This window comes from Bacillus sp. FSL K6-2944 (assembly GCF_038005385.1).
GTDB classification, from domain to species: domain Bacteria; phylum Bacillota; class Bacilli; order Bacillales; family Bacillaceae_G; genus Bacillus_A; species Bacillus_A cereus.
Genome location: NZ_JBBOTE010000002.1, coordinates 213,332 through 232,978 on the forward strand (window position 1 = coordinate 213,332; position 19,647 = coordinate 232,978).

Genomic DNA, 19,647 nt, shown 5'->3' on the forward strand with positions numbered 1-19,647 from the left:
GATTCGAAAAGAGAGATTGAGTTGTCGGCAAAAAACGATACTTCCTTTTCTTTATTACTAAATCAACTCCACTCAGCCCTATGATCACGAATAAACTTCATATCTTTCTCATAATGCTCTAGATGTCCTTCATCAATCATTCTTTGGAAATTCAAGTCGCCTTCTTGCGCTTTTCGTTTCATATATGTACATAATCCTTCTAATCGAAGCAACACCATTCCTAAGTAATCTTCATCCATATTTTTATCATAGGACTGAACGAACAAATTCATTCTCTCTTTAATGCGATCTGCATGTTGCGATGAGTCATAATGAACAGCTTCACCGGATTCTGTATAATACACTCTACTTAAAGGCACACAAGTATAAAGTGTATAAGCAATATCCCATAGTCTTGGACCAGGAGCAGCAACATCGAAATCAATAATCCCTACTGGCTTCTCATTATTAAAAATAATGTTATATATGGCAAAATCATTGTGACATAAAACCTCAATGTTATTTGGAGTGTGATCCATCGGTTTCCAATCATCTAATAACAGAAAATCACTTACAGCATCATGGTAAAGGCGGAGCATCTTTGCTATTTCTTTTAATACATTATTAGATCGCATATATTCTTTTAAAGGATAATTGCCAGCTTCTCCTTCAATAAAGGATAAAATCTCTCTATCCTTTTCATCTACACCTAAAAACTTTGGAGCATAATGAAATCCTTTGTTTTCTAAATGTTGCAATAACTTATGAATCTTTTCATTGCCTGGCTTTAACTCTCGCCGAACAGTATTTTCAGAACGATATACGCTTGAGACGTTTCCCCCTGTTAGCCTTTCTTCTTTAGCGTAATTTGACATGTGAAAATTCCCCCTGTGATTAAAAAATCCAATTCCAAATAGTGAATAAACCAACAACGGCAGAAAAGAGAAGGGAAGCAAGCAATGCTAGACAGCAAAAAGGAACTAGCTTATCTTGCCATGTTTCTTTATACTCATAAATTAACTCCTCTGCTACTTTCTTCTGCACTGAAGATAAAGGTTGATCTTTATACAAACCTTTTATATGGTTAGAATCGCCTTTAAACTTTAAAGCACGTGCAATATGATGAGGACTATTTCCCATTGATTTTTCAAATAATAAACATGATTCATGCATAATGTCTGTTTTATCCCGCATTAACGGGCAGTAAGACCCCCACCTCAAAATTTAGCGAAAGCGAAAAAGTTAGGTGAGGGATCAACTGCCCGTAAAAGCCCGATTGGTTCAACTAATAATCAGTGGGGAATGAACAAAACCCCCACTGATTAAAGTTTCACTTTATGCTCCTCTAGATACCAGTAACGTCCAGCCATTTCTGGATATTGTAATGTATAATAAATATCTCCGAGTTGTTTTCGAAGATGTAATTCATTTGGGTATGTAAAGATGAGGCCATGCAATCTATCCCTTGCTTTTCCAAGATTATTATTTTCAATATCCTCTTCAATTCTTTTTAATGTTTTTCTAGGAATTTTATTGGTCATAAACTCCTCCTTATTTAGAATAGAGATAATTATATTTTATAAGAAATACTAAAAATTAGAAATTCTATTTTCGAAAAAGATTGTACATTTTATTTTAATGTGCTATGATGATGTCAGTTGAATAGTTAAATTAAGCAATCCATATGTTATCAAGTGCTGGAAACGAACGAGAAAAAGTATGTGAGAACTAGTTTATGTTTCGTATTTGATAATGTGTGGATTCTTTTTTTAGACAGGAAGACTAAAAAATTAAAAATTTGTATTTTCTTAGGAGGAAATAATCATGGCAGTAACAGGACAAGTAAAATGGTTTAACAACGAAAAAGGCTTCGGTTTCATCGAAGTTCCAGGCGAAAACGACGTATTCGTACACTTCTCTGCAATCGAAACTGAAGGTTTCAAATCTCTAGAAGAAGGCCAAAAAGTTAGCTTCGAAATCGAAGAAGGTAACCGTGGACCTCAAGCTAAAAACGTAATCAAACTATAATTTTATAGTTGATGATGGAAAAAAGGATGGCTAATGCCATCCTTTTTTTGTTGTGGGGAAAGTTTTTTCAGAGCCTGTTTTTATATCTAAATCTCTTTTTCTATGTTACAACGGGTGAAAAATTATCTGGAATGCGTATTAGTTTCTGTAGAAGAATTAGTTCAGCAAGAGTATTTGCTGCGTATGATAGTAAATAACTATAAATTTGTATTCTCTGTTGAAATGGGGAAATCTTTTCCAGATAGACCTTGAGTAACATCTTTTTTGTTAGTGTTGTTGTTGGAATTTTGTACGTTTTGAGATGATGTTTCTAACAGTTGTTCTTGTTCCTTACTAGGGGTATTCAGAGCATCTGAGGGGATGCTATTAACCTGCTGGCTTAATAGATTTTCTTTGTCCATAGTATACAGCTCCTTTTTGGAATTCGATAAAAAGCAATGTAATTATAAATAGCTACTTATATATATTGTGTTTTTGAATGACATTATATACAAAACTTATATTACAAAGTTAACTAATTAACGAATTGTTAGTGATGGATAAAGATGTACAAATTTGAAGTGTTTAATAAAAATTAAAAGCGGGTAACAAGTAATACTCTTTCTCATGTTTTATATAAGGATCATATTACAAATCAAAAAAGATGTAGAGAACCTTGGGAGAAAATATAGTTGTTTTTTTAGGGAGAAGAATAAATAAAATGATACTACAAATGTAAAAAGGCAATCCATAAAGGAAGGCCTTTTATTGTTCTTGCTCTAATTTTTTCTTCTCACGTTTTTTACATTCTGGACATCTTGATTTACGAAACGGTTTAGCAAAGAATAGCAGAATGAAAAATAAACCAAATATAATACTAGCTGAGTTTTTCACGATAATGACGCTACTATTTTTCATTTGAATCGATGGTTGGATCTCTTTTTCCTCCATAGTGGCCCTCCATATATTGGATTTACATTTTAATTATAGCAAAGTTAATTGTTTTCATGATGTGAAAATAGGAAGGGGTAATAAATATTTATAGGTAGTATAAATACTGTTTTTATAACTTTAAAATTAAATAATTACTATATCGTGATTTTATCATTTGACAAATGTTTGATAAATGATAAAAAAATGTAAAAAAGCGGAACTTGTAAGCTATTTCCTTTTCATAGATGCTAAAATTATATATGCAGCTGCTAATATAAATGGAAAAAAGGAGATAATGGAGTATGGAAAGTAAAGTGGAACGCTATGTCGAAAATTATGTTGTAACGAAAAATACGATGGCCTTACTTCCTGTTATTCTAAGTGAAAAGAAAATTGTTACGCGAGTCGTTGAAATGAATGATTCTTTTTTCGTATTTCAAAAACCTCTAGATATTATAGAAAGAAGTTGCCGCAAGCATGGCTCTAGTTTCTTAGGCAGAAAAGAAGGAACGAAAGAGTTAACTCATATTACACATAAAGCACCGATTGCGATTAGTCCAGCAGATCAGCTTTATTTTTTCCCTACCTATTCTTACTCTAGAAAAGAGTGCGCTTGGTTGTCTCATTTTTATATTGAAAGTAATAAAGAACTAAAAGATGGAAATCTTATTATTAGATTTATAAATGGCTTTGCTGTGAAATTAGAGATATCAAAAACTAGTTTTGAAAATCAACAAAATCGTACAGCGAAATTACGTACTGAATATGAAGATCGTAGGAAAAAACAAGGGAATCCTTGTTTTAAAGAGGTTGATAAAAAAGAGGAATCAACATTAAGACCCGCTTATGAGAGTGTGTATTTTGTGAAGGAAGGCGAAGTGTGAAAGGATGGGGGAATCCCCATTCTTTTTTGTTTATCCTGTTATTTGTGGGCAGTAAGACCCCCGCCTCAAAATTCAGCGAAAGCAAAGAAGTTAAGCGGGGGATCAACAAAATCCCCACTGATTAAAGTTTCACTTTATCAGTCTTTGTAGGTAAGGCGATATATTAGAAAAACCGAGTTGTAATTGTTATATTTAGAAAATCACCATTGTAATTTCATTTACCGAAAAAATCAAAAAAACAATCTAAATAACAAAACGAATGACACGTCCTGTCGAATATTGATAGATTATCATAGCTAAATAATGAAGGAATTCTTATGAAAGATATGGAAACTTTAATAAATACATCTCCATATGTCGTATCTACCATTTCCTCTTTCATATAAGCAATGATACAGTAGGGATAGTATTTAGAGTAAAGGGGTAAAGTGTAGAATGGATTTTCAGACAATCAAAGAGTATTTTTCACCAGAAAATATGGATCATATTGTTGAGAGTTATAAAGCGTTCGGACCACTTCTTGGTATTGGTTTACCGATGATAGAGGCGTTGATTCCAGCATTACCGCTTATCGTATTTGTACTGGCGAATGCTGTTGCATTTGGCTTTTGGCTCGGTTTTCTTTATTCATGGCTTGGATCAGTAATGGGTGCATTACTTGTCTTTTTCATCATCCGCCATTTTGGTCGCAGTCGTTTCTTTTCGTTTGTAAATAAGCATGAGAGAGTACGAAAAGCAATGGGGTGGATTGAAAGGAAAGGATTCGCACCGATTTTTGTTATATTTTGTTTTCCGTTTACACCGTCAGCGCTCATAAATGTTGTCGCTGGTTTATCCCGAATTAGTGTAAAACAGTTTGGTCTAGCGTTAGCATTCGGAAAACTTGTGATGATTTTTATTTTAACGTATATCGGTCATGATTTAATGTCATTTATTCATAATCCGGTGAAATCAGTTATTGTAGCGATTGGTATTTTTATTTTATGGTATGTCGGTAAGAAAATCGAAGTAAAGTTAGAACTACATTAAGAATAGTCTTCTTTGTAAAGGAAAGCTTCAGTATTAAAGGATAAGGGGAGAAGCAGATGAAGAAAACTTTGAAAAAAGAAGGCATGGAGTGGATACGAACAATTTTAATTGGTGTATTATTAGCTGTATTTTTTCGAACGTTTTTCTTTTCAACGTATGTTGTAGAGGGGAAGTCAATGATGCCGACATTGCAAGATGGCAATATGCTAGTTGTAAATAAGGTGAGTTATCAAGTTGGGGACTTGAACAGATTTGACGTTGTGGTATTTCATGCGAATAAAAAAGAGGACTATGTAAAGCGGATTATCGGTTTACCTGGAGATCATATTGAATATAAGCAGGATAAGTTATATATAAACGGTCAATTTATTGATGAGCCGTATTTAGAGAAGTATAAGAAAGAGATAAACGGAAGGCAACTAACAGGCGACTTTACATTAGAAGAGTTAACGAAAGAAAAACTGGTGCCACCTGGGTTTATTTTTGTAGTAGGTGATAACCGGCTCGGGAGCTGGGATAGTAGACACTTTGGCTTTGTAAAAGTTGATACAGTCGTCGGTAAAGTTGATTTGCGATATTGGCCAATTCAAGAGGTGCAAACGAATTTTTCAAAAGGTTGATATAATAGATAGAAGTATAGAAAAAGGCAAACAACTCAGTTTGTCTTTTTTCGTGTCCTATAATACAATTATAGTAGCAAACTAACGTTCGTTATGTAAGTGAAAGGTGGGGTTACATGTCACTTCGATTTGTGATTGGTAGAGCGGGAAGTGGAAAAAGTACACTTTGTTTACGCGAAGTGCAAGAAGAGTTAAAACAACGCCCGAGAGGGAAAACAATATTATATCTTGTGCCAGAACAGATGACATTCCAGACGCAGCAGGCGTTAATTGGAAGTGAGGATGTAAGAGGTTCTATTCGGGCACAAGTTTTTAGTTTTTCACGATTAGCGTGGAAGGTACTGCAAGAAGTTGGCGGAGCGAGTCGTCTTCATATTGATGAAGCTGGTGTACATATGTTACTCCGTAAAATTGTAGAGTCTCGTAAAGATGGATTATCGGTGTTCCAAAAAGCAGCGGAGCAAAACGGTTTCTTTGAACATCTTGGCAGTATGATTGCAGAGTTTAAACGTTACAATGTAACGCCATCTAACGTATATGAAATGTGGCAACAATTAGATGCGCATAGTAGCAGTGCCGAACAAAAGTTACTAGCGAATAAAGTGTATGATTTACAGCTGTTATACGATGATTTTGAACGTGCTTTAATTGGAAAATATTTAGATTCAGAAGACTACCTGCAATTGCTAGTGGAAAAGCTTCCGCAGTCTGAATATGTAAATGGTGCGGAAATTTATATAGACGGATTTCATTCATTCTCCCCGCAAGAGTTAGAGATTGTAAGACAGCTTATGATTTGCGGAGCGAGAGTTACGATCACGTTAACGATAGATGAAAAAACGTTAGCGCAGCCAGTAAATGAACTCGATTTATTTTATGAAACGACGTTAACGTATGAAAAAATAAAACAAGTAGCGCGTGAAGAGAAAATAGAAATTGAAAAAACAATTCCACTTATGGAACAGCCGCGTTTTCATTCTCCGGCATTAGCGCATTTAGAAGCTCATTATGAAGCGCGTCCGAATGAAAAATTTAACGGTGAAGCGAGTGTAACGATTAGTACAGCTGCGAATTTACGAGCGGAGGTAGAAGGTGTTGCTCGTGAAATTCGTAAACTTGTTGCGGATGAAAAATATCGTTACCGAGATATTGCAGTGCTTCTTCGTAATGGGGAAAGTTATTACGATGTGATGCGAACGTTATTTACAGATTACAATATCCCGCACTTCATCGATGAAAAGCGCCCAATGTCACACCACCCATTAGTAGAATGTATTCGTTCTGCACTCGAGATTATTAGTGGGAATTGGCGTTATGATGCGGTGTTCCGTTGCGTGAAAACAGAGCTTTTATATCCATTAGACGTAAGAAAAGAAGCGATGCGTGAAGAAATGGATGAATTTGAAAATTACTGTTTAGCGTACGGTGTACAAGGAAAGAGATGGACTGCTGAAGATCCATGGATGTATCGCCGTTATCGTTCTCTTGATGATACGAACGGGATGATTACAGACAGTGAACGTGAAATGGAAGAGAAAATAAATAGGCTACGTGACGTTGTAAGAACACCTGTTATTCGCATGCAAAAAAGGTTAAAGCGTGCAGGAACAGTTATGCAAATGTGTGAAGCAGTTTACTTGTTTTTAGAAGAACTGGATGTTCCGAAAAAACTAGAAGAATTACGTATACGTGCAGAAGAAAGTGGAGATTTCTTATTTGCGACAGATCATGAACAAGTATGGGAAGAAGTAATGAGCCTTCTTGATACATTTGTAGAGATGCTTGGGGAAGAGAAAATGTCTCTTTCTATGTTTACTGACGTTATGTCGACTGGTCTTGAGGCACTTCAATTTGCTAACATTCCGCCGTCATTAGACCAAGTGTTAATTGCTAATATTGATCACTCCAGGTTATCTGACGTGAAAGCAACGTTTATTATAGGTGTAAATGAGGGTGTTATTCCAGCTGCACCTATGGACGAAGGTATGCTTTCTGATGAAGAAAGAGAAGTTCTTGGTGCAGCAGGGATTGAGTTAGCGCCAACGACGAGACAAACTTTGTTAGAAGAACAGTTCGTTATGTATCAAATGGTAACGAGAGCATCTGAGAAGCTATACATTTCATGCCCGCTTGCAGATGAAGAAGGAAAGACGTTACTTGCGTCTAGCTTTATTAAGAAAATAAAAAGAATGTTCCCTAATGTGAAAGATTCATTTATTACGAATGACGTAAACGATTTATCACGTTCAGAACAAATTTCATACGTAGCAACGCCAGAAGTAACGTTATCTTACGTTATGCAGCAACTACAAACGTGGAAGCGATACGGATTTGAAGGGAATTTAGACTTTTGGTGGGACGTATATAATTTCTACGTAACTTCAGATGAATGGAAACAAAAAAGTAGCCGCGTCTTATCAAGTTTATTCTATCGAAATCGTGCGAAGAAATTAAGTACAGCAGTAAGTAGAGATTTATACGGAGATATAATTAAAGGAAGTGTCTCTCGTATGGAACTATTTAACCGTTGTGCATACGCTCATTTTGCGCAGCACGGTTTATCGCTTAGAGAGCGTGATATTTTCAAGCTTGATGCGCCGGACATCGGCGAATTATTCCATGCGGCATTAAAGAAAATTGCGGACAAGTTATTGCGTGAAAACCGTACTTGGGCGGATTTATCCATAAAAGAGTGTGAGCATCTTTCTGTTTTAGTAATAGAAGAAATCGCACCGTTATTACAACGACAAATCTTATTAAGTTCAAACCGTCATTTCTATTTAAAACAAAAACTACAACAAATCATTTTCCGTACGTCAATCATTCTTCGTGAACATGCGAAGTCAAGCGGATTCGTACCAGTTGATTTAGAAGTGCCGTTCGGTATGGGTGGTACAGGATCACTTCCGCCGATGGAATTCTCATTACCAAATGGTGTGAAGATGGAAGTAGTCGGCCGTATTGACCGTGTTGATAAGGCAGAAGATGAAAACGGGACGTTCTTACGTATTATTGATTATAAATCAAGTTCAAAAGCGTTAGATTTAACGGAAGTGTATTACGGATTAGCACTTCAAATGTTAACGTATTTAGATGTTGTTACTTCAAATGCGCAGACATGGATGAAAAAAGGCCATGCAGCATTACCTGCTGGTGTATTGTATTTCCATATTCATAATCCAATCGTTGAGATGAAGGGTGACGCAACGGAAGCAGAAATTGAAAAAGAAATTTTGAAGAAATTTAAAATGAAAGGACTCGTACTAGGAGATGCTGACGTTGTTCGTTTAATGGATAACAAACTTTCAACCGGAAGCTCAGATATTATTTCTGCTGGTCTGAAAAAAGACGGTAGCTTTAGTGCGCGTTCAAGTATTGCAAGTGAGCAAGAGTTTAACGTACTTCAAAAATACGTACACCATACGTTTGAAAACATCGGGAAAGACATTACAGAAGGTGTTATCGATATTGCTCCTTATAAAATGGGAAATAAAGCAGCATGTACGTTCTGTAACTTCAAGTCTGTTTGTCAATTTGATGAGTCACTGGAAGATAATCAGTTCCGATCGTTAAAAGATATGAAAGATAGCGAAGCGATGGAGAAAATAAGAGAGGAGGTTGGCGGAGAATGATAGAAAATTGGCCTAAAAAACCAGAAGGTAGTCAATGGACAGATGACCAGTGGAAAGCTGTTGTAGCGAACGGGCGTGATATTTTAGTTGCGGCTGCAGCTGGATCAGGTAAAACAGCAGTATTAGTTGAACGTATTATTAAAAAGATTATTAATGAAGAGAATCCAGTCGATGTCGACCGCCTGCTCGTTGTAACATTTACGAATGCAGCAGCGCAAGAGATGAAAAACCGAATCGGGGAAGCGTTAGAAAAGGTATTAATTGATGAACCAGGTTCTCAACACGTAAGAAAGCAGCTGAGCCTATTAAATAAAGCTTCCATTTCAACAATTCACTCATTTTGTTTACAAGTAATTAGAGGATATTACTACATGCTTGATGTTGATCCTCGTTTCCGTATTGCGAATCAAACAGAAAATGAATTGTTAAAAGAAGAAGTGCTAGATGACATATTAGAAGAAGAGTACGGAATCGAAGATAATACAATCTTCTTTGAACTTGTTGATCGTTATACGAGTGACCGTAGTGATGATGACTTGCAACGTATGATTTTAGCGCTTCATACAGAATCAAGGGCGCATCCAAATCCGGAAAAATGGCTTGATAAATTAGTAGAAGCATATGACGTAGAAGGAAAGACAATTGAAGATTTAGTATATGCTTCTTATTTATTAGAAGATGTGAAATTCCAGCTTGAAACAGCGGAACAGCATATTCGTAAGGCAACTGAACTCGCAATGCTTCCTGATGGTCCAGCGCCTCGCATTGAAACTCTGCAAGCAGATGTAGCATTACTTGGAACGCTATCATCAGCTGCTCGTGAATCGTGGACAAGTGTGTATGAAGCGATGCAAAACGTATCGTGGCAAACGTTAAAGCGTATTAAGAAAAGTGATTACAATGAAGATGTTGTAAAACAAGTAGACTCTCTTCGTAATAAAGCGAAAGATGAAGTGAAGAAATTACAAGAAGAGTTATTTAGCCGCAAACCTGAAAGTTTCTTACGAGATTTTCAAGATATGCACCCAGTATTAGAAAAGCTTGTTCAACTTGTAAAAGTATTTACAGAGCGTTTCCAAGCGATGAAGCGAGATAAAGGAATGGTTGATTTCACAGATTTAGAGCATTTCTGTTTACAAATTTTAAGTGAACAAAGTGAAAATGGTGAAATGAATCCGTCAGCAGTGGCGCTCCAATATCGTAATAAATTTGCTGAAGTATTAGTCGATGAATATCAAGATACGAACTTCGTACAAGAATCCATTATTAAATTCGTAACGAAAGATTCTGAGAGTGAAGGAAACTTGTTCATGGTAGGTGACGTGAAGCAGTCGATCTATCGTTTCCGACTAGCAGAACCAGGATTATTCCTAGGAAAGTATAAACGCTTCACACAAGAAGGATTAGGCGGCGGAATGAAGATTGACTTAGCGAAAAACTTCCGTAGTCGTCATGAAGTACTAGCAGGTACGAACTTTATTTTCAAACAAATTATGGGCGAAGAAGTTGGGGAAATTGACTACGATGCTGACGCCGAACTAAAGCTAGGTGCTACCTATCCAGAAGGTGAAGATGTAGCAGCAGAATTATTATGTATTCAGCAAACGGAAGAAGAAGTAATAGACGGTGAAGAAGGTGCAGAAGTCGAAAAAGCACAGCTTGAAGCTCGCCTTATGGCGCAGCGCATTAAAGCGATGGTTGATTCCGGTTATGAAGTGTATGACCGTAAAAATGATAGTATGCGTCCGGTGCAATACCGCGATTTCGTTATTTTACTTCGCTCCATGCCGTGGGCCCCGCAAATTATGGAAGAGTTAAAATTACAAGGAATTCCAGTATACGCTGACCTCGCGACTGGTTATTTTGAAGCGACGGAAGTAAATATTATGATGAACGTATTCCGCGTTATTGATAATCCGATGCAAGATATTCCGCTTGCCGCTGTACTTCGTTCCCCAATCGTTGGATTGAGCGATGAAGAACTTGCAACGCTTCGTGCTCATGGAAAGAAAGGCTCGTTTTATGAAGTAATGAGCTCATTCTTAAAAGGGGCACCGCTTGAAGAGGAGCAAGAACTTCATGATAAATTAGAGTGGTTTTATAACTTACTGCAAGGATGGCGTGAATTTGCACGTCAACAATCACTTTCTGATTTAATTTGGAAAGTGTACGGTGAGACAGGTTATTACGACTTCGTTGGCGGTTTACCAGCTGGAAAGCAAAGGCAGGCAAACTTACGCGTACTATATGACCGCGCAAGACAATATGAAGCAACATCATTTAGAGGATTATTCCGCTTCTTACGTTTTATTGAACGTATTTTAGAACGCGGTGATGATATGGGTACGGCGAGGGCTCTAGGTGAACAAGAAGACGTTGTTCGCATTATGACAATTCATAAAAGTAAAGGGTTAGAGTTCCCAGTTGTATTTGTAGCTGGACTCGGTCGTCGTTTTAATACACAAGACTTAATGAAACGTTTCTTATTGCATAAAGATTTCGGTTTCGGTTCGCAATTTATCGATCCGCGTAAACGAATTAAATATACAACATTATCACAGCTTGCGATTAAGCGTAAAATGAAAATGGAATTAATTGCGGAAGAAATGCGCGTACTATACGTAGCATTGACGCGTGCGAAAGAGAAGTTAATTTTAATCGGCACAGTTAAGGATGCAAATAAGGAAATGGAAAAATGGCTTGATGCGAGGGAACATAGTGAATGGTTATTACCAGATCACATACGTGCCGGAGCGTCTTGTTATTTAGACTGGATTGCACCTTCATTATATAGACACCGTGATAGTGAAATGCTTCTTGAATTAGGACAAGGAAGTATTCCAGATGAAATTTACGGGTATGACACTAGCTGGAAAGTAGAAGTTGTGGACGGTAACACGCTACTTGCACCAGAGCCAGTTCAAGAAGAGAAACAAGAATTGTTAGAAGCGCTTCGTGAGAAAAAGGCTGTTCCCCTGCAAAGTGAACGGAAAGAAGAAGTGTACGACAGATTAATGTGGAAGTACGGATATGAGGATGCGACATCTCATCGTGCGAAGCAATCTGTTACAGAAATAAAGAGAAATTATCAATCTGAAGAAGGTAGCGATAACGCCTTTATTAAAAAACTACGTGCACCAATTAAAACACGCCCGCGATTTATGGAGAAAAAAGGGTTAACGTACGCAGAGCGCGGAACAGCAGTCCATGCCGTTATGCAGCATGTTGATTTGAAGAAGCCGATTACGATTGAGGTTCTTCAAGAGCAAATTGCTGGAATGGTAAATAAGGAATTATTAACATTCGAGCAGGCGGAAGAAATAGCGATTGAAAAAGTAATTTCATTCTTTGACAGTGACTTAGGTAAAAGGGTATTAGCGGCGAAAAGTGTTGAGCGTGAAGTACCATTTACGATGATGCTTGCAGCAGAAGAAGCATATCAAGATTGGCAAGGGAAGAGTGAAGAAATGATTCTTGTCCAAGGGGTTATCGACTGCATGATTGAAGAGGAAGATGGCATTACGTTAATCGACTTTAAAACAGATACGATTGAAGGGAAATTCCCAGGCGGATTCGAACAAGCGAAACCAATTTTAGAAGATCGATATAAAGTGCAGCTTTCGTTATATGCAAAAGCACTGGAGAAAAGCTTACAACATCCTGTAAAAGAGAAATGTTTATACTTCTTTGATGGGAATCACGTTGTAAATATTGAAGAATAGAGGGGCTTGAAAATGGTAACGGAAAAAACGTTAAGAACTTGTGAACAGGGACACGAGTACTATAAAAGTAGCGATTGTCCAACTTGCCCAGTCTGTGAGAAAGAGAGAAAACCAAAAGAAGGTTTTCTCTCTCTTCTTTCAGCGCCAGCAAGAAGGGCATTAGAGCACCGTGGAATTCAAACTGTAGAAGAACTCTCAAAATATAGTGAAAAAGAAATTTTAAAACTGCATGGTATGGGACCTGCGTCTTTGCCGAAGCTTAGGAAGGCTTTGGAGGAGAGTGGGTTATCATTTAAATAAAATGAAATAGTGCCTCTTCACTACTTACGTGTTTATACCACTATTTGTGGACTGTAAAGCTCTTGCTTATTAAAATTTCATTTTAATAATTTTGAATTAGATAAAAGAAAAAAGTAGGAGAATATCTCCTACTTTTTTTACGCTGTTCCAATCTGATCTTGATCTGCCACATCAGAATCAAATGTATTCGTTGCACTAACACCGTTAAACGTATTCACGACAAACCCAACATTGGAAGCTCCAGATCCGTTATAGGCTTTCGTGTTTTCTTTCGGAGATACGTTATAAAAATCTCCTAAGTTGAAAGAGCCGTTACTGTTTTGCACGACGAGATTTCCTACAACCGAAGGCATACCATCCACCTACTTTACTAAGCTTTTTAATTACTATATGAATTATTGTGCGGAAGGTTCATCCGTAATATATTGGCGGATTTGTATAATACGAGAGTTATTAAAACCATAATCAACATTTCCAATTTGAAAGCAACCAGAATTTAAAAGTGTCCGCAATTCAACGTTATTCACTTCAATAAAAGGGCATTCATTTACAATATTTAATTTTACATCTGTCGTTCGTTTTGGAATTGTAATGTGTTCATCTGTAAAGATTTCAAAAGCATCAAAGCTACCTTCTCCCCGTATATAACAAGGAATTTCACGGTGGACGGCAATAGCTCTACTTTTTAATTCCATTTGATTGGCATCTCCAACTTGAAATACGGCAGCAATCCCTAACGAAACAATAGAAACATTTTGGACAATGGACACATGATGCAACATAATTTTTCAGTCTCCTTAACCTGGAGTAGGGGGGACATCTGTTACTAATGGTACAAATGGACCCTCTGTAACTGTTTCAAATGGTGTATCGAGAATAGAAGATAGAATGAGGAGATTTGCATCTCCAATTAAAAAGAGTGCGGACGACGATACACCGTTCATTTTAATCTGTCCGACTTTTAACTCACGGTTTACAACGTTAAGGTTCATACATACTTACTCCTTTCGGAAATTTCCCGGTATGTGCTGAATAAAGGAGAGAAAGGCTTTGTCAATATCTTGTTTCATTGCCTGAATAATGATATCTCGTAAATAATCTGGATCTGTTGAAATACCTTCATATGATTGCGCTTGTGATAAATAATAAGGGAGTCGATGCTCCATCTGTTTTTTTATGTCATCCACCATCATTTGTCGATACATTTCATCAAGCGGTGTTCGCTCTTCTTGTTCAAAATGGAGAATACGATTATATGCTTCTTCATCTAAGTATCGATGCATTTCTTGGAGGATACCTTGATAAAAGTCTGGGTTTGTTTCGGTTTCAGGGTTTACCTTCAATGTTTCTGTATCCACTTGAAAATCTTCAATTTGTTGTCCTTTTGCTGAAAATGGGTTTAAACCAATATTTAAAGTACCATTTAAATTTTCGACTTTTAATTGATCGAATTTGTATTCCACTTTTCCTACAGAAGAGGAGGGGCGATTTTTTAATTCGTTAAGCTCTTCTTGGAGTTGGCGCACTTGATCTTCTAAATTTAGGATGGCTGCTTGTTGTGTTTGAAGAGCTTGTTGAAGTTGGTGTAAGTAAGTATATATATCTTGATTCATTTGTGAAACCTCCTTTTCAATAGGGAGGGTAAAAATATTCCTGCTATATATTTATGACAAGGATGTCTTAAGAAGAACTAGTTGATGGTTTGATAGAAATAATTTGTCCTTTTGCCTGTAATGGGCGAAGCGGTTCCGTAAATCCGCCCGTATTTGAAAATTTAGATAGGGCTTTAATACTTCCGGCAGTACCAATTTGGAACACAGAAGAGGTTGTAATGCTATCAATTTTAATACTGTTGATGATGATACTTTGGTTTACATAAAAATTCAATGCAATTGCCTCCTTTTAAGTTGAGCCAATTATCGCTTGATCGATTACATCTGAATCGTTGACAGTCGTTGCACTTTGATAATTGTAGACAGAAACATTATCTCCAACGTTGAAAGAGCCGGCCCCGGCGAAAGCACGTGAGTAACTAATAGGCCTAATCGCAAATACATCTCCAATATGAAAAATACCACTTGATCCAATATTGACGATACGAATATGTCCGACCATAGCTGGCATACAAAACACCCTTCGTTTTTAAAATTTTCTTTTCTACTATTGTATGGGCGTTTCCAATAAAATGTGTATTTTTTTGAAATAAAAGAAACACACGCATTATTGCGTGTGTGTTTTGAACGTTTGATTAGGGTGTAAATCCGTATGTACATGACAAATTACATTTAAGAGCCTGTCCAGTTCTTGGCTACAATCCACTGTTTTTTGAGAAGTCATTCCATAGCGTTCAGCAAAATAAATCATTTTTTCACGTTTTTTTTCAATCGCTTGCTCAAACATTGAAATCGGCTCCATCTCTAAATGAAATTTTTAGTATATATGTAGTACATATTATACAAAAACTTCATAAAAAAGAAATGCATTCGCTAAAAAAAGTAAAATTTCTACATTTTATGCCAAATGATAAAGGGGTAACGAATAGGGGATGAGAAGAATATTGTAAAAATTAGCGTGCATGAGAAGGTTTTTTTCTTGCGGATGCGAATACAATTAAAGGGTATGAGTTTTAGGATGGAGAGTGGAAATATTGCGTTTTGTAACGGCGAAGAAAGAAGAAAAGGTATTTGTAGGTATTGTAGATGAAGAAGAAGAAAAGGTATTACACTTAAGAGAAGCGCAAAGACAAAAAGGGGAAAAGGTTACAATCCCTATTACAATGTTAGAGTGTATTGAAAGAGGGACTGAATGCTTTGAGAAAGTATGTGAAATTGTAAATTGGGCAAAAGAGAACGGGGAAGCGGCGTATTATCCGTTAACAGAGGTGAAAATATTAGCGCCGATTCCAAGGCCAAGAAAGAATATTTTGTGCGTTGGAAAAAACTATCGTGAGCATGCGGTAGAAATGGGCGGAGTAGAGTCTATTCCAGAAAATATAATGATCTTTACGAAAGCGCCAACAACAGTTATTGGCATAAATGAGCAAATTAATGGTCACCCTCATGCAACGGACGAACTAGATTATGAAGGAGAATTAGCTATCATTATTGGTAAGCGAGGGAAGCAAATAAAAAAAGAAAAAGCGCTTGAGCATGTTTTTGGTTATACGATTATCAATGATGTAACAGCTCGAGACATTCAAAGAAAACATAAACAGTTTTTCCTTGGGAAAAGCTTCGATACATTTTGTCCGATGGGACCGTATTTAATTCATAAATCGGTGGTTAATGCGCCGAATGCATTACACATTGAAACGGTAGTAAATGGAGAAGTAAGGCAAACTTCTAACACAAATAAAATGATTTTTTCAATAGAAGAAATTATTTCAACGATAAGTAAAGGAATGACTTTAGAACCAGGTGATATTATCGCAACAGGAACGCCGGCTGGTGTCGGAAAAGGTTTTACACCACCGAAGTTTTTACATGCTGGTGATGAAGTGGTCATTACAGTAGAAGGAATTGGTACTTTACGAAATGTAGTGAAATAAAGAAAAGAGCTATCTTGTTAAAAGATAGCTCTTTTTTTATGGCCTTGGGTTATAGAGGTAATCGATAACGGCAAAAGTGTAAAGACCAATGAATGCAAGTGTACAAATGCCAAATAGTATAACCGTAAGTGCGCTTTTTTCTCGTCCAAAACCAATGATAGTAAGAATAACAGAAGTCCAAAATGATGCTTTCAGTAGTGTGAGTGTAGTAGGAGTTGAGTAATGAAGCCATGTTGTGGAAAGTAGGAAACCGAAGAATGTAACTAAAATAAAAGCTGTAGCTAAATAGTTAATATGTTTACCATATCTTAATAGCATGTCGCACCTCCTTTACGATTTTAAAATACAGAAAATTACAATTCCATCTTAATATAAATGAATATAAAAAGAAAGAGGTTGTCCCAACATGTCGGACAACCTCTCTATCATTACGATAATACAGCTTTAATTTTTTGGAATGCCCACTCTAAATCTTCTTCAGAGATTACTAGAGGTGGTGCGATACGAATTACATTTTCGTGTGTTTCTTTACATAATAGACCAGCTGCTTTTAGTTGTTCACAGTAAGGACGAGCTGGCTCGTTTAATTCGATACCGATGAATAAACCTTTACCACGAACTTCAGTGATCATTGGGTTATCAATCTCTTTTAATTGCCCAACTAATTTTTCACCTAATTGAAGAGAACGCTCTGTTAATTTTTCTTCTTCTAACACTTCAAGAGCCGCGATAGAAACAGCACATGCAAGTGGATTACCACCGAATGTAGAACCGTGAGAACCTGGCTCAAATACACCTAAAATGTCGCGGTTTGCTGCTACGCAAGAGATTGGGAACACACCGCCGCCAAGTGCTTTACCAAGTATGTACATGTCAGGAGTTACATTGTCCCAGTCACAAGCAAATACTTTACCAGTACGGCCTAAGCCAGTTTGGATTTCATCTGCTACAAATAAAACGTTTTCTTTTTTACATACTTCAAAAGCTTCTTTTAAGTAACCAGCTGGTGGGATATTAATTCCTGCTTCACCTTGAATTGGCTCTAAAATGAATGCTGCTGTGTTTGGTGTAATTGCGGCTTTTAATGCTTCTAAATCACCGTAAGGAATTACAACGATGCCAGGAAGCATTGGACCGAATCCACGCTTGTACTCTTCATTTGAAGACATAGAAACAGAACCCATTGTACGTCCGTGGAAGTTATCTTCACAAACGATGATTTCAGCACGGTTTGCTTCCACTTTCTTCACATCATAAGCCCAGCGACGAACTGTTTTAATTGCAGTTTCAACAGCTTCAGCACCTGTATTCATTGGAAGTACCATTTCTTTATTAGTTAGTTTCGCAACTTTTTCGTACCAAGGACCTAATTGATCGCTATGGAAAGCACGAGAAGTTAACGTAACACGATTAGCTTGGTCAATTAAAGCGTTAATAATTTTCGGGTGACGATGACCTTGGTTTACTGCAGAATATGCACTTAATAAGTCCATATAGCGGTTTCCTTCAGGATCTTCTACCCAAACACCTTCTGCTTTAGAAATAACGATTGGAAGTGGGTGATAGTTATTTGCTCCGTATGTGTCTGTAAGTTCGATAATATCCTTAGTTTGAATCATGATTGTTCCCCCTTTTGTTATTACAAGAAGTTTGTAAATACTCTAAATATTATAGCATTTAAATGTAAAAAAGCGAAACATTTCCTGAAAATAAATGAACATGTTATCATATAGAGTGAAAAAGTGTGAAAAGAGGAGGTAAGGGATACGATGGTACATATGCATATTACAGCATGGGCGTTAGGTTTAATTTTATTCTTCGTTGCGTATTCACTTTATTCAGCAGGAAGAAAAGGGAAAGGTGTACATATGGGGCTTCGCCTAATGTATATCATTATTATTGTGACAGGCTTCATGTTGTACATGAGTATTGTGAAGACAGCAACAGGTAGCATGCACATGTGGTATGGCTTGAAAATGTTAGCTGGTATTTTAGTTATCGGTGGAATGGAAATGGTTCTTGTGAAAATGAGCAAAAACAAACCAACAGGGGCGGTTTGGGGCTTATTTATTGTTGCGCTAGTAGCAGTATTTTACCTTGGGCTGAAATTACCGATTGGCTGGAAAGTATTCTAATAAAAAATAAAGCCACCTTATAATCTCAAAGACTTGGGAGATTATAAGGTGGTTTTTTACTTTATCCCGTAAACATCAGATTGGTGAAGGCTAATAATCAGTGGGCTCCCCCACTGATTAAAGTTTCACTTTATGTCGCATCGATATGCAACTCTTCTCCATTTACTTTCGTAAAACGGAACATATTTTTATTTGACGTAGTGTGACGGACGAAATGGTGCTGCAATGTACAGATCATTTCTTCGTTATCAAACAAAAGAATATTTACTCCTTCGCGTGACTCCTCTTGCGGTAAGAAAGATAAATAATTATGACAATACATGCAATCATATAAAGAGTAGTGAAGTGATTGCAATGATTCGGTTAATAATGTGAAGACAGAGTCAGGTAATTCCTCCAGCCATTCATTATAGCTAAGAAGTAACTTTTTTCGAATACGTATCATTTCACCATTTTGCAAATGGTGTTGCTCGTTGGCGATTTGTAATACATCTTGTTCATAGAAACGGGCTGGTAGCCAATTGTTATTATACAAAATTTCAAACCCATCTTCGGCAATATCTTCTAATAAAAACGCTTCATCATTTTCATCATCAAAGAATACCCACTCATTGTTTATATATTCTACATTACCGACTGTATGAGCACGGGGCTGATTATATAAAATATGTTTACGTTGTATCATACACGATTTCTCCTTTATGAAAAGTAGTTATTCCTGTTATAGACAGTTCGTGCATTCTTTATAACTAGACACATATAGACATAGGTGGGCATACAATAAAACACGTTTTACTGAGTGAAAATGCTATTCCATATGTGGATAGTAGGTTATCGTCAAGTTTTTCATTTTTTTGAT

General features: G+C 36.7%; 22 protein-coding genes and 2 pseudogenes. 9 read left to right on the top strand and 15 right to left on the bottom strand.

Going from position 1 to position 19,647, the window contains the following annotated elements; translation table 11 throughout:
• Window positions 1–62: 62 nt before the first annotated feature.
• The 3 genes and pseudogenes from MHH55_RS22115 to MHH55_RS22125 form a co-directional block, all read right to left on the bottom strand.
• Entirely contained in the window at window positions 63–854 is a 792-nt protein-coding gene (locus MHH55_RS22115) for a phosphotransferase (protein ID WP_074554830.1), read from the bottom strand.
• A gap of 19 nt (window positions 855–873) precedes the next feature.
• Window positions 874–1,164, bottom strand: a pseudogene (locus MHH55_RS22120) (DUF6584 family protein); the annotation flags it as partial.
• Window positions 1,165–1,316: 152 nt separating this feature from the next.
• Window positions 1,317–1,520, bottom strand: a pseudogene (locus MHH55_RS22125) (DUF6584 family protein); the annotation flags it as partial.
• A gap of 283 nt (window positions 1,521–1,803) precedes the next feature.
• Here MHH55_RS22125 and cspA point away from each other — a divergent pair.
• The gene (gene cspA, locus MHH55_RS22130) at window positions 1,804–2,007 is read left to right on the top strand and encodes an RNA chaperone/antiterminator CspA (protein WP_000301522.1); all 204 of its coding nucleotides are present in this window, start codon (window positions 1,804–1,806) and stop codon (window positions 2,005–2,007) included.
• Between the two features lie 197 nt (window positions 2,008–2,204).
• On the opposite strand, the gene MHH55_RS22135 is transcribed toward cspA, so the two are convergent.
• Both MHH55_RS22135 and MHH55_RS22140 read right to left on the bottom strand, forming a co-directional pair.
• Window positions 2,205–2,408: a hypothetical protein gene (locus MHH55_RS22135; RefSeq protein WP_000356916.1), complete on the bottom strand. Its 204-nt coding sequence runs from the start codon at window positions 2,406–2,408 to the stop codon at window positions 2,205–2,207.
• Window positions 2,409–2,751: 343 nt separating this feature from the next.
• On the bottom strand, window positions 2,752–2,937 hold the full coding sequence (locus MHH55_RS22140) for a hypothetical protein (protein ID WP_075677594.1): 186 nt from the start codon (window positions 2,935–2,937) through the stop codon (window positions 2,752–2,754).
• A 284-nt stretch (window positions 2,938–3,221) separates the two neighbouring features.
• Between MHH55_RS22140 and MHH55_RS22145 the strand changes: the two genes are divergently transcribed.
• The 6 genes from MHH55_RS22145 (at window position 3,222) to MHH55_RS22170 (ending at window position 13,106) form a co-directional block, all read left to right on the top strand.
• Window positions 3,222–3,803: a competence protein ComK gene (locus MHH55_RS22145; protein WP_000444443.1), complete on the top strand. Its 582-nt coding sequence runs from the start codon at window positions 3,222–3,224 to the stop codon at window positions 3,801–3,803.
• Window positions 3,804–4,238: 435 nt separating this feature from the next.
• Window positions 4,239–4,832: a TVP38/TMEM64 family protein gene (locus MHH55_RS22150; RefSeq protein ID WP_000347517.1), complete on the top strand. Its 594-nt coding sequence runs from the start codon at window positions 4,239–4,241 to the stop codon at window positions 4,830–4,832.
• Between the two features lie 56 nt (window positions 4,833–4,888).
• Window positions 4,889–5,452: a signal peptidase I gene (lepB, locus tag MHH55_RS22155; RefSeq protein ID WP_078186989.1), complete on the top strand. Its 564-nt coding sequence runs from the start codon at window positions 4,889–4,891 to the stop codon at window positions 5,450–5,452.
• 116 nt (window positions 5,453–5,568) lie between these two features.
• The gene (addB, locus tag MHH55_RS22160) at window positions 5,569–9,084 is read left to right on the top strand and encodes a helicase-exonuclease AddAB subunit AddB (protein ID WP_078186990.1); all 3,516 of its coding nucleotides are present in this window, start codon (window positions 5,569–5,571) and stop codon (window positions 9,082–9,084) included.
• On the top strand, window positions 9,081–12,806 hold the full coding sequence (gene addA / locus MHH55_RS22165; RefSeq protein ID WP_078186991.1) for a helicase-exonuclease AddAB subunit AddA: 3,726 nt from the start codon (window positions 9,081–9,083) through the stop codon (window positions 12,804–12,806). Before addB ends, addA begins: the two co-directional genes overlap by 4 nt.
• 12 nt (window positions 12,807–12,818) lie before the next feature.
• Entirely contained in the window at window positions 12,819–13,106 is a 288-nt protein-coding gene (locus MHH55_RS22170; RefSeq protein WP_000255728.1) for an RNA polymerase alpha subunit C-terminal domain-containing protein, read from the top strand.
• A 137-nt stretch (window positions 13,107–13,243) separates the two neighbouring features.
• Here the strand turns inward: MHH55_RS22170 and gerPF are convergent, their stop codons facing one another.
• From gerPF to MHH55_RS22205, 7 genes are all read right to left on the bottom strand, one after another.
• Entirely contained in the window at window positions 13,244–13,459 is a 216-nt protein-coding gene (gene gerPF / locus MHH55_RS22175; RefSeq protein ID WP_001141566.1) for a spore germination protein GerPF, read from the bottom strand.
• Window positions 13,460–13,501: 42 nt separating this feature from the next.
• A complete protein-coding gene (locus MHH55_RS22180; protein ID WP_000902331.1) occupies window positions 13,502–13,888 on the bottom strand; it encodes a spore germination protein GerPE in 387 nt (128 codons plus the stop codon).
• A 15-nt stretch (window positions 13,889–13,903) separates the two neighbouring features.
• The gene (gene gerPD, locus MHH55_RS22185; protein WP_001052807.1) at window positions 13,904–14,098 is read right to left on the bottom strand and encodes a spore germination protein GerPD; all 195 of its coding nucleotides are present in this window, start codon (window positions 14,096–14,098) and stop codon (window positions 13,904–13,906) included.
• Between the two features lie 6 nt (window positions 14,099–14,104).
• Window positions 14,105–14,719: a spore germination protein GerPC gene (gene gerPC, locus MHH55_RS22190; protein ID WP_001070760.1), complete on the bottom strand. Its 615-nt coding sequence runs from the start codon at window positions 14,717–14,719 to the stop codon at window positions 14,105–14,107.
• 67 nt (window positions 14,720–14,786) lie between these two features.
• Window positions 14,787–14,993: a spore germination protein GerPB gene (gerPB, locus tag MHH55_RS22195; RefSeq protein ID WP_001012508.1), complete on the bottom strand. Its 207-nt coding sequence runs from the start codon at window positions 14,991–14,993 to the stop codon at window positions 14,787–14,789.
• A 15-nt stretch (window positions 14,994–15,008) separates the two neighbouring features.
• Window positions 15,009–15,230 carry a spore germination protein GerPA gene (gene gerPA, locus MHH55_RS22200; RefSeq protein ID WP_001111187.1) on the bottom strand — a complete coding sequence of 74 codons (222 nt, stop codon included), beginning with the start codon at window positions 15,228–15,230 and terminating at the stop codon, window positions 15,009–15,011.
• 96 nt (window positions 15,231–15,326) lie between these two features.
• Window positions 15,327–15,506 carry an aspartyl-phosphate phosphatase Spo0E family protein gene (locus MHH55_RS22205; RefSeq protein ID WP_000462841.1) on the bottom strand — a complete coding sequence of 60 codons (180 nt, stop codon included), beginning with the start codon at window positions 15,504–15,506 and terminating at the stop codon, window positions 15,327–15,329.
• A 247-nt stretch (window positions 15,507–15,753) separates the two neighbouring features.
• Between MHH55_RS22205 and MHH55_RS22210 the strand changes: the two genes are divergently transcribed.
• Window positions 15,754–16,653, top strand: coding sequence for a fumarylacetoacetate hydrolase family protein (locus tag MHH55_RS22210; RefSeq protein WP_001213071.1), 900 nt, complete (start codon window positions 15,754–15,756; stop codon window positions 16,651–16,653).
• 36 nt (window positions 16,654–16,689) lie between these two features.
• On the opposite strand, the gene MHH55_RS22215 is transcribed toward MHH55_RS22210, so the two are convergent.
• Both MHH55_RS22215 and rocD read right to left on the bottom strand, forming a co-directional pair.
• Complete coding sequence (locus MHH55_RS22215) at window positions 16,690–16,971, bottom strand: hypothetical protein (RefSeq protein ID WP_078186992.1); 282 nt, start codon at window positions 16,969–16,971, stop codon at window positions 16,690–16,692.
• A 110-nt stretch (window positions 16,972–17,081) separates the two neighbouring features.
• A complete protein-coding gene (gene rocD / locus MHH55_RS22220) occupies window positions 17,082–18,272 on the bottom strand; it encodes an ornithine aminotransferase (protein WP_000616658.1) in 1,191 nt (396 codons plus the stop codon).
• A gap of 150 nt (window positions 18,273–18,422) precedes the next feature.
• Here rocD and MHH55_RS22225 point away from each other — a divergent pair, with 150 nt between their 5' ends.
• Window positions 18,423–18,788 carry a YisL family protein gene (locus tag MHH55_RS22225; protein ID WP_000233494.1) on the top strand — a complete coding sequence of 122 codons (366 nt, stop codon included), beginning with the start codon at window positions 18,423–18,425 and terminating at the stop codon, window positions 18,786–18,788.
• Between the two features lie 130 nt (window positions 18,789–18,918).
• Here the strand turns inward: MHH55_RS22225 and MHH55_RS22230 are convergent, their stop codons facing one another.
• Entirely contained in the window at window positions 18,919–19,473 is a 555-nt protein-coding gene (locus MHH55_RS22230) for a DUF2777 domain-containing protein (RefSeq protein WP_000616046.1), read from the bottom strand.
• Window positions 19,474–19,647: the final 174 nt, after the last annotated feature.

Excerpts from the sequence above, each read along its gene's own strand:
- MHH55_RS22170 (WP_000255728.1), top strand. The coding sequence starts at position 12,819 with ATGGTAACGGAAAAAACGTTAAGAACTTGTGAACAGGGACACGAGTAC.
- MHH55_RS22145 (WP_000444443.1), top strand. The coding sequence starts at position 3,222 with ATGGAAAGTAAAGTGGAACGCTATGTCGAAAATTATGTTGTAACGAAA.
- MHH55_RS22225 (WP_000233494.1), top strand. The coding sequence starts at position 18,423 with ATGGTACATATGCATATTACAGCATGGGCGTTAGGTTTAATTTTATTC.
- MHH55_RS22115 (WP_074554830.1), bottom strand. The coding sequence starts at position 854 with ATGTCAAATTACGCTAAAGAAGAAAGGCTAACAGGGGGAAACGTCTCA.
- MHH55_RS22215 (WP_078186992.1), bottom strand. The coding sequence starts at position 16,971 with ATGCTATTAAGATATGGTAAACATATTAACTATTTAGCTACAGCTTTT.
- MHH55_RS22150 (WP_000347517.1), top strand. The coding sequence starts at position 4,239 with ATGGATTTTCAGACAATCAAAGAGTATTTTTCACCAGAAAATATGGAT.
- MHH55_RS22230 (WP_000616046.1), bottom strand. The coding sequence starts at position 19,473 with ATGATACAACGTAAACATATTTTATATAATCAGCCCCGTGCTCATACA.
- cspA (WP_000301522.1), top strand. The coding sequence starts at position 1,804 with ATGGCAGTAACAGGACAAGTAAAATGGTTTAACAACGAAAAAGGCTTC.
- addA (WP_078186991.1), top strand. The coding sequence starts at position 9,081 with ATGATAGAAAATTGGCCTAAAAAACCAGAAGGTAGTCAATGGACAGAT.
- MHH55_RS22180 (WP_000902331.1), bottom strand. The coding sequence starts at position 13,888 with ATGTTGCATCATGTGTCCATTGTCCAAAATGTTTCTATTGTTTCGTTA.
- gerPF (WP_001141566.1), bottom strand. The coding sequence starts at position 13,459 with ATGCCTTCGGTTGTAGGAAATCTCGTCGTGCAAAACAGTAACGGCTCT.
- gerPA (WP_001111187.1), bottom strand. The coding sequence starts at position 15,230 with ATGCCAGCTATGGTCGGACATATTCGTATCGTCAATATTGGATCAAGT.
- gerPC (WP_001070760.1), bottom strand. The coding sequence starts at position 14,719 with ATGAATCAAGATATATATACTTACTTACACCAACTTCAACAAGCTCTT.
- MHH55_RS22135 (WP_000356916.1), bottom strand. The coding sequence starts at position 2,408 with ATGGACAAAGAAAATCTATTAAGCCAGCAGGTTAATAGCATCCCCTCA.
- MHH55_RS22205 (WP_000462841.1), bottom strand. The coding sequence starts at position 15,506 with ATGTTTGAGCAAGCGATTGAAAAAAAACGTGAAAAAATGATTTATTTT.
- addB (WP_078186990.1), top strand. The coding sequence starts at position 5,569 with ATGTCACTTCGATTTGTGATTGGTAGAGCGGGAAGTGGAAAAAGTACA.
- lepB (WP_078186989.1), top strand. The coding sequence starts at position 4,889 with ATGAAGAAAACTTTGAAAAAAGAAGGCATGGAGTGGATACGAACAATT.
- MHH55_RS22140 (WP_075677594.1), bottom strand. The coding sequence starts at position 2,937 with ATGGAGGAAAAAGAGATCCAACCATCGATTCAAATGAAAAATAGTAGC.
- gerPD (WP_001052807.1), bottom strand. The coding sequence starts at position 14,098 with ATGAACCTTAACGTTGTAAACCGTGAGTTAAAAGTCGGACAGATTAAA.
- rocD (WP_000616658.1), bottom strand. The coding sequence starts at position 18,272 with ATGATTCAAACTAAGGATATTATCGAACTTACAGACACATACGGAGCA.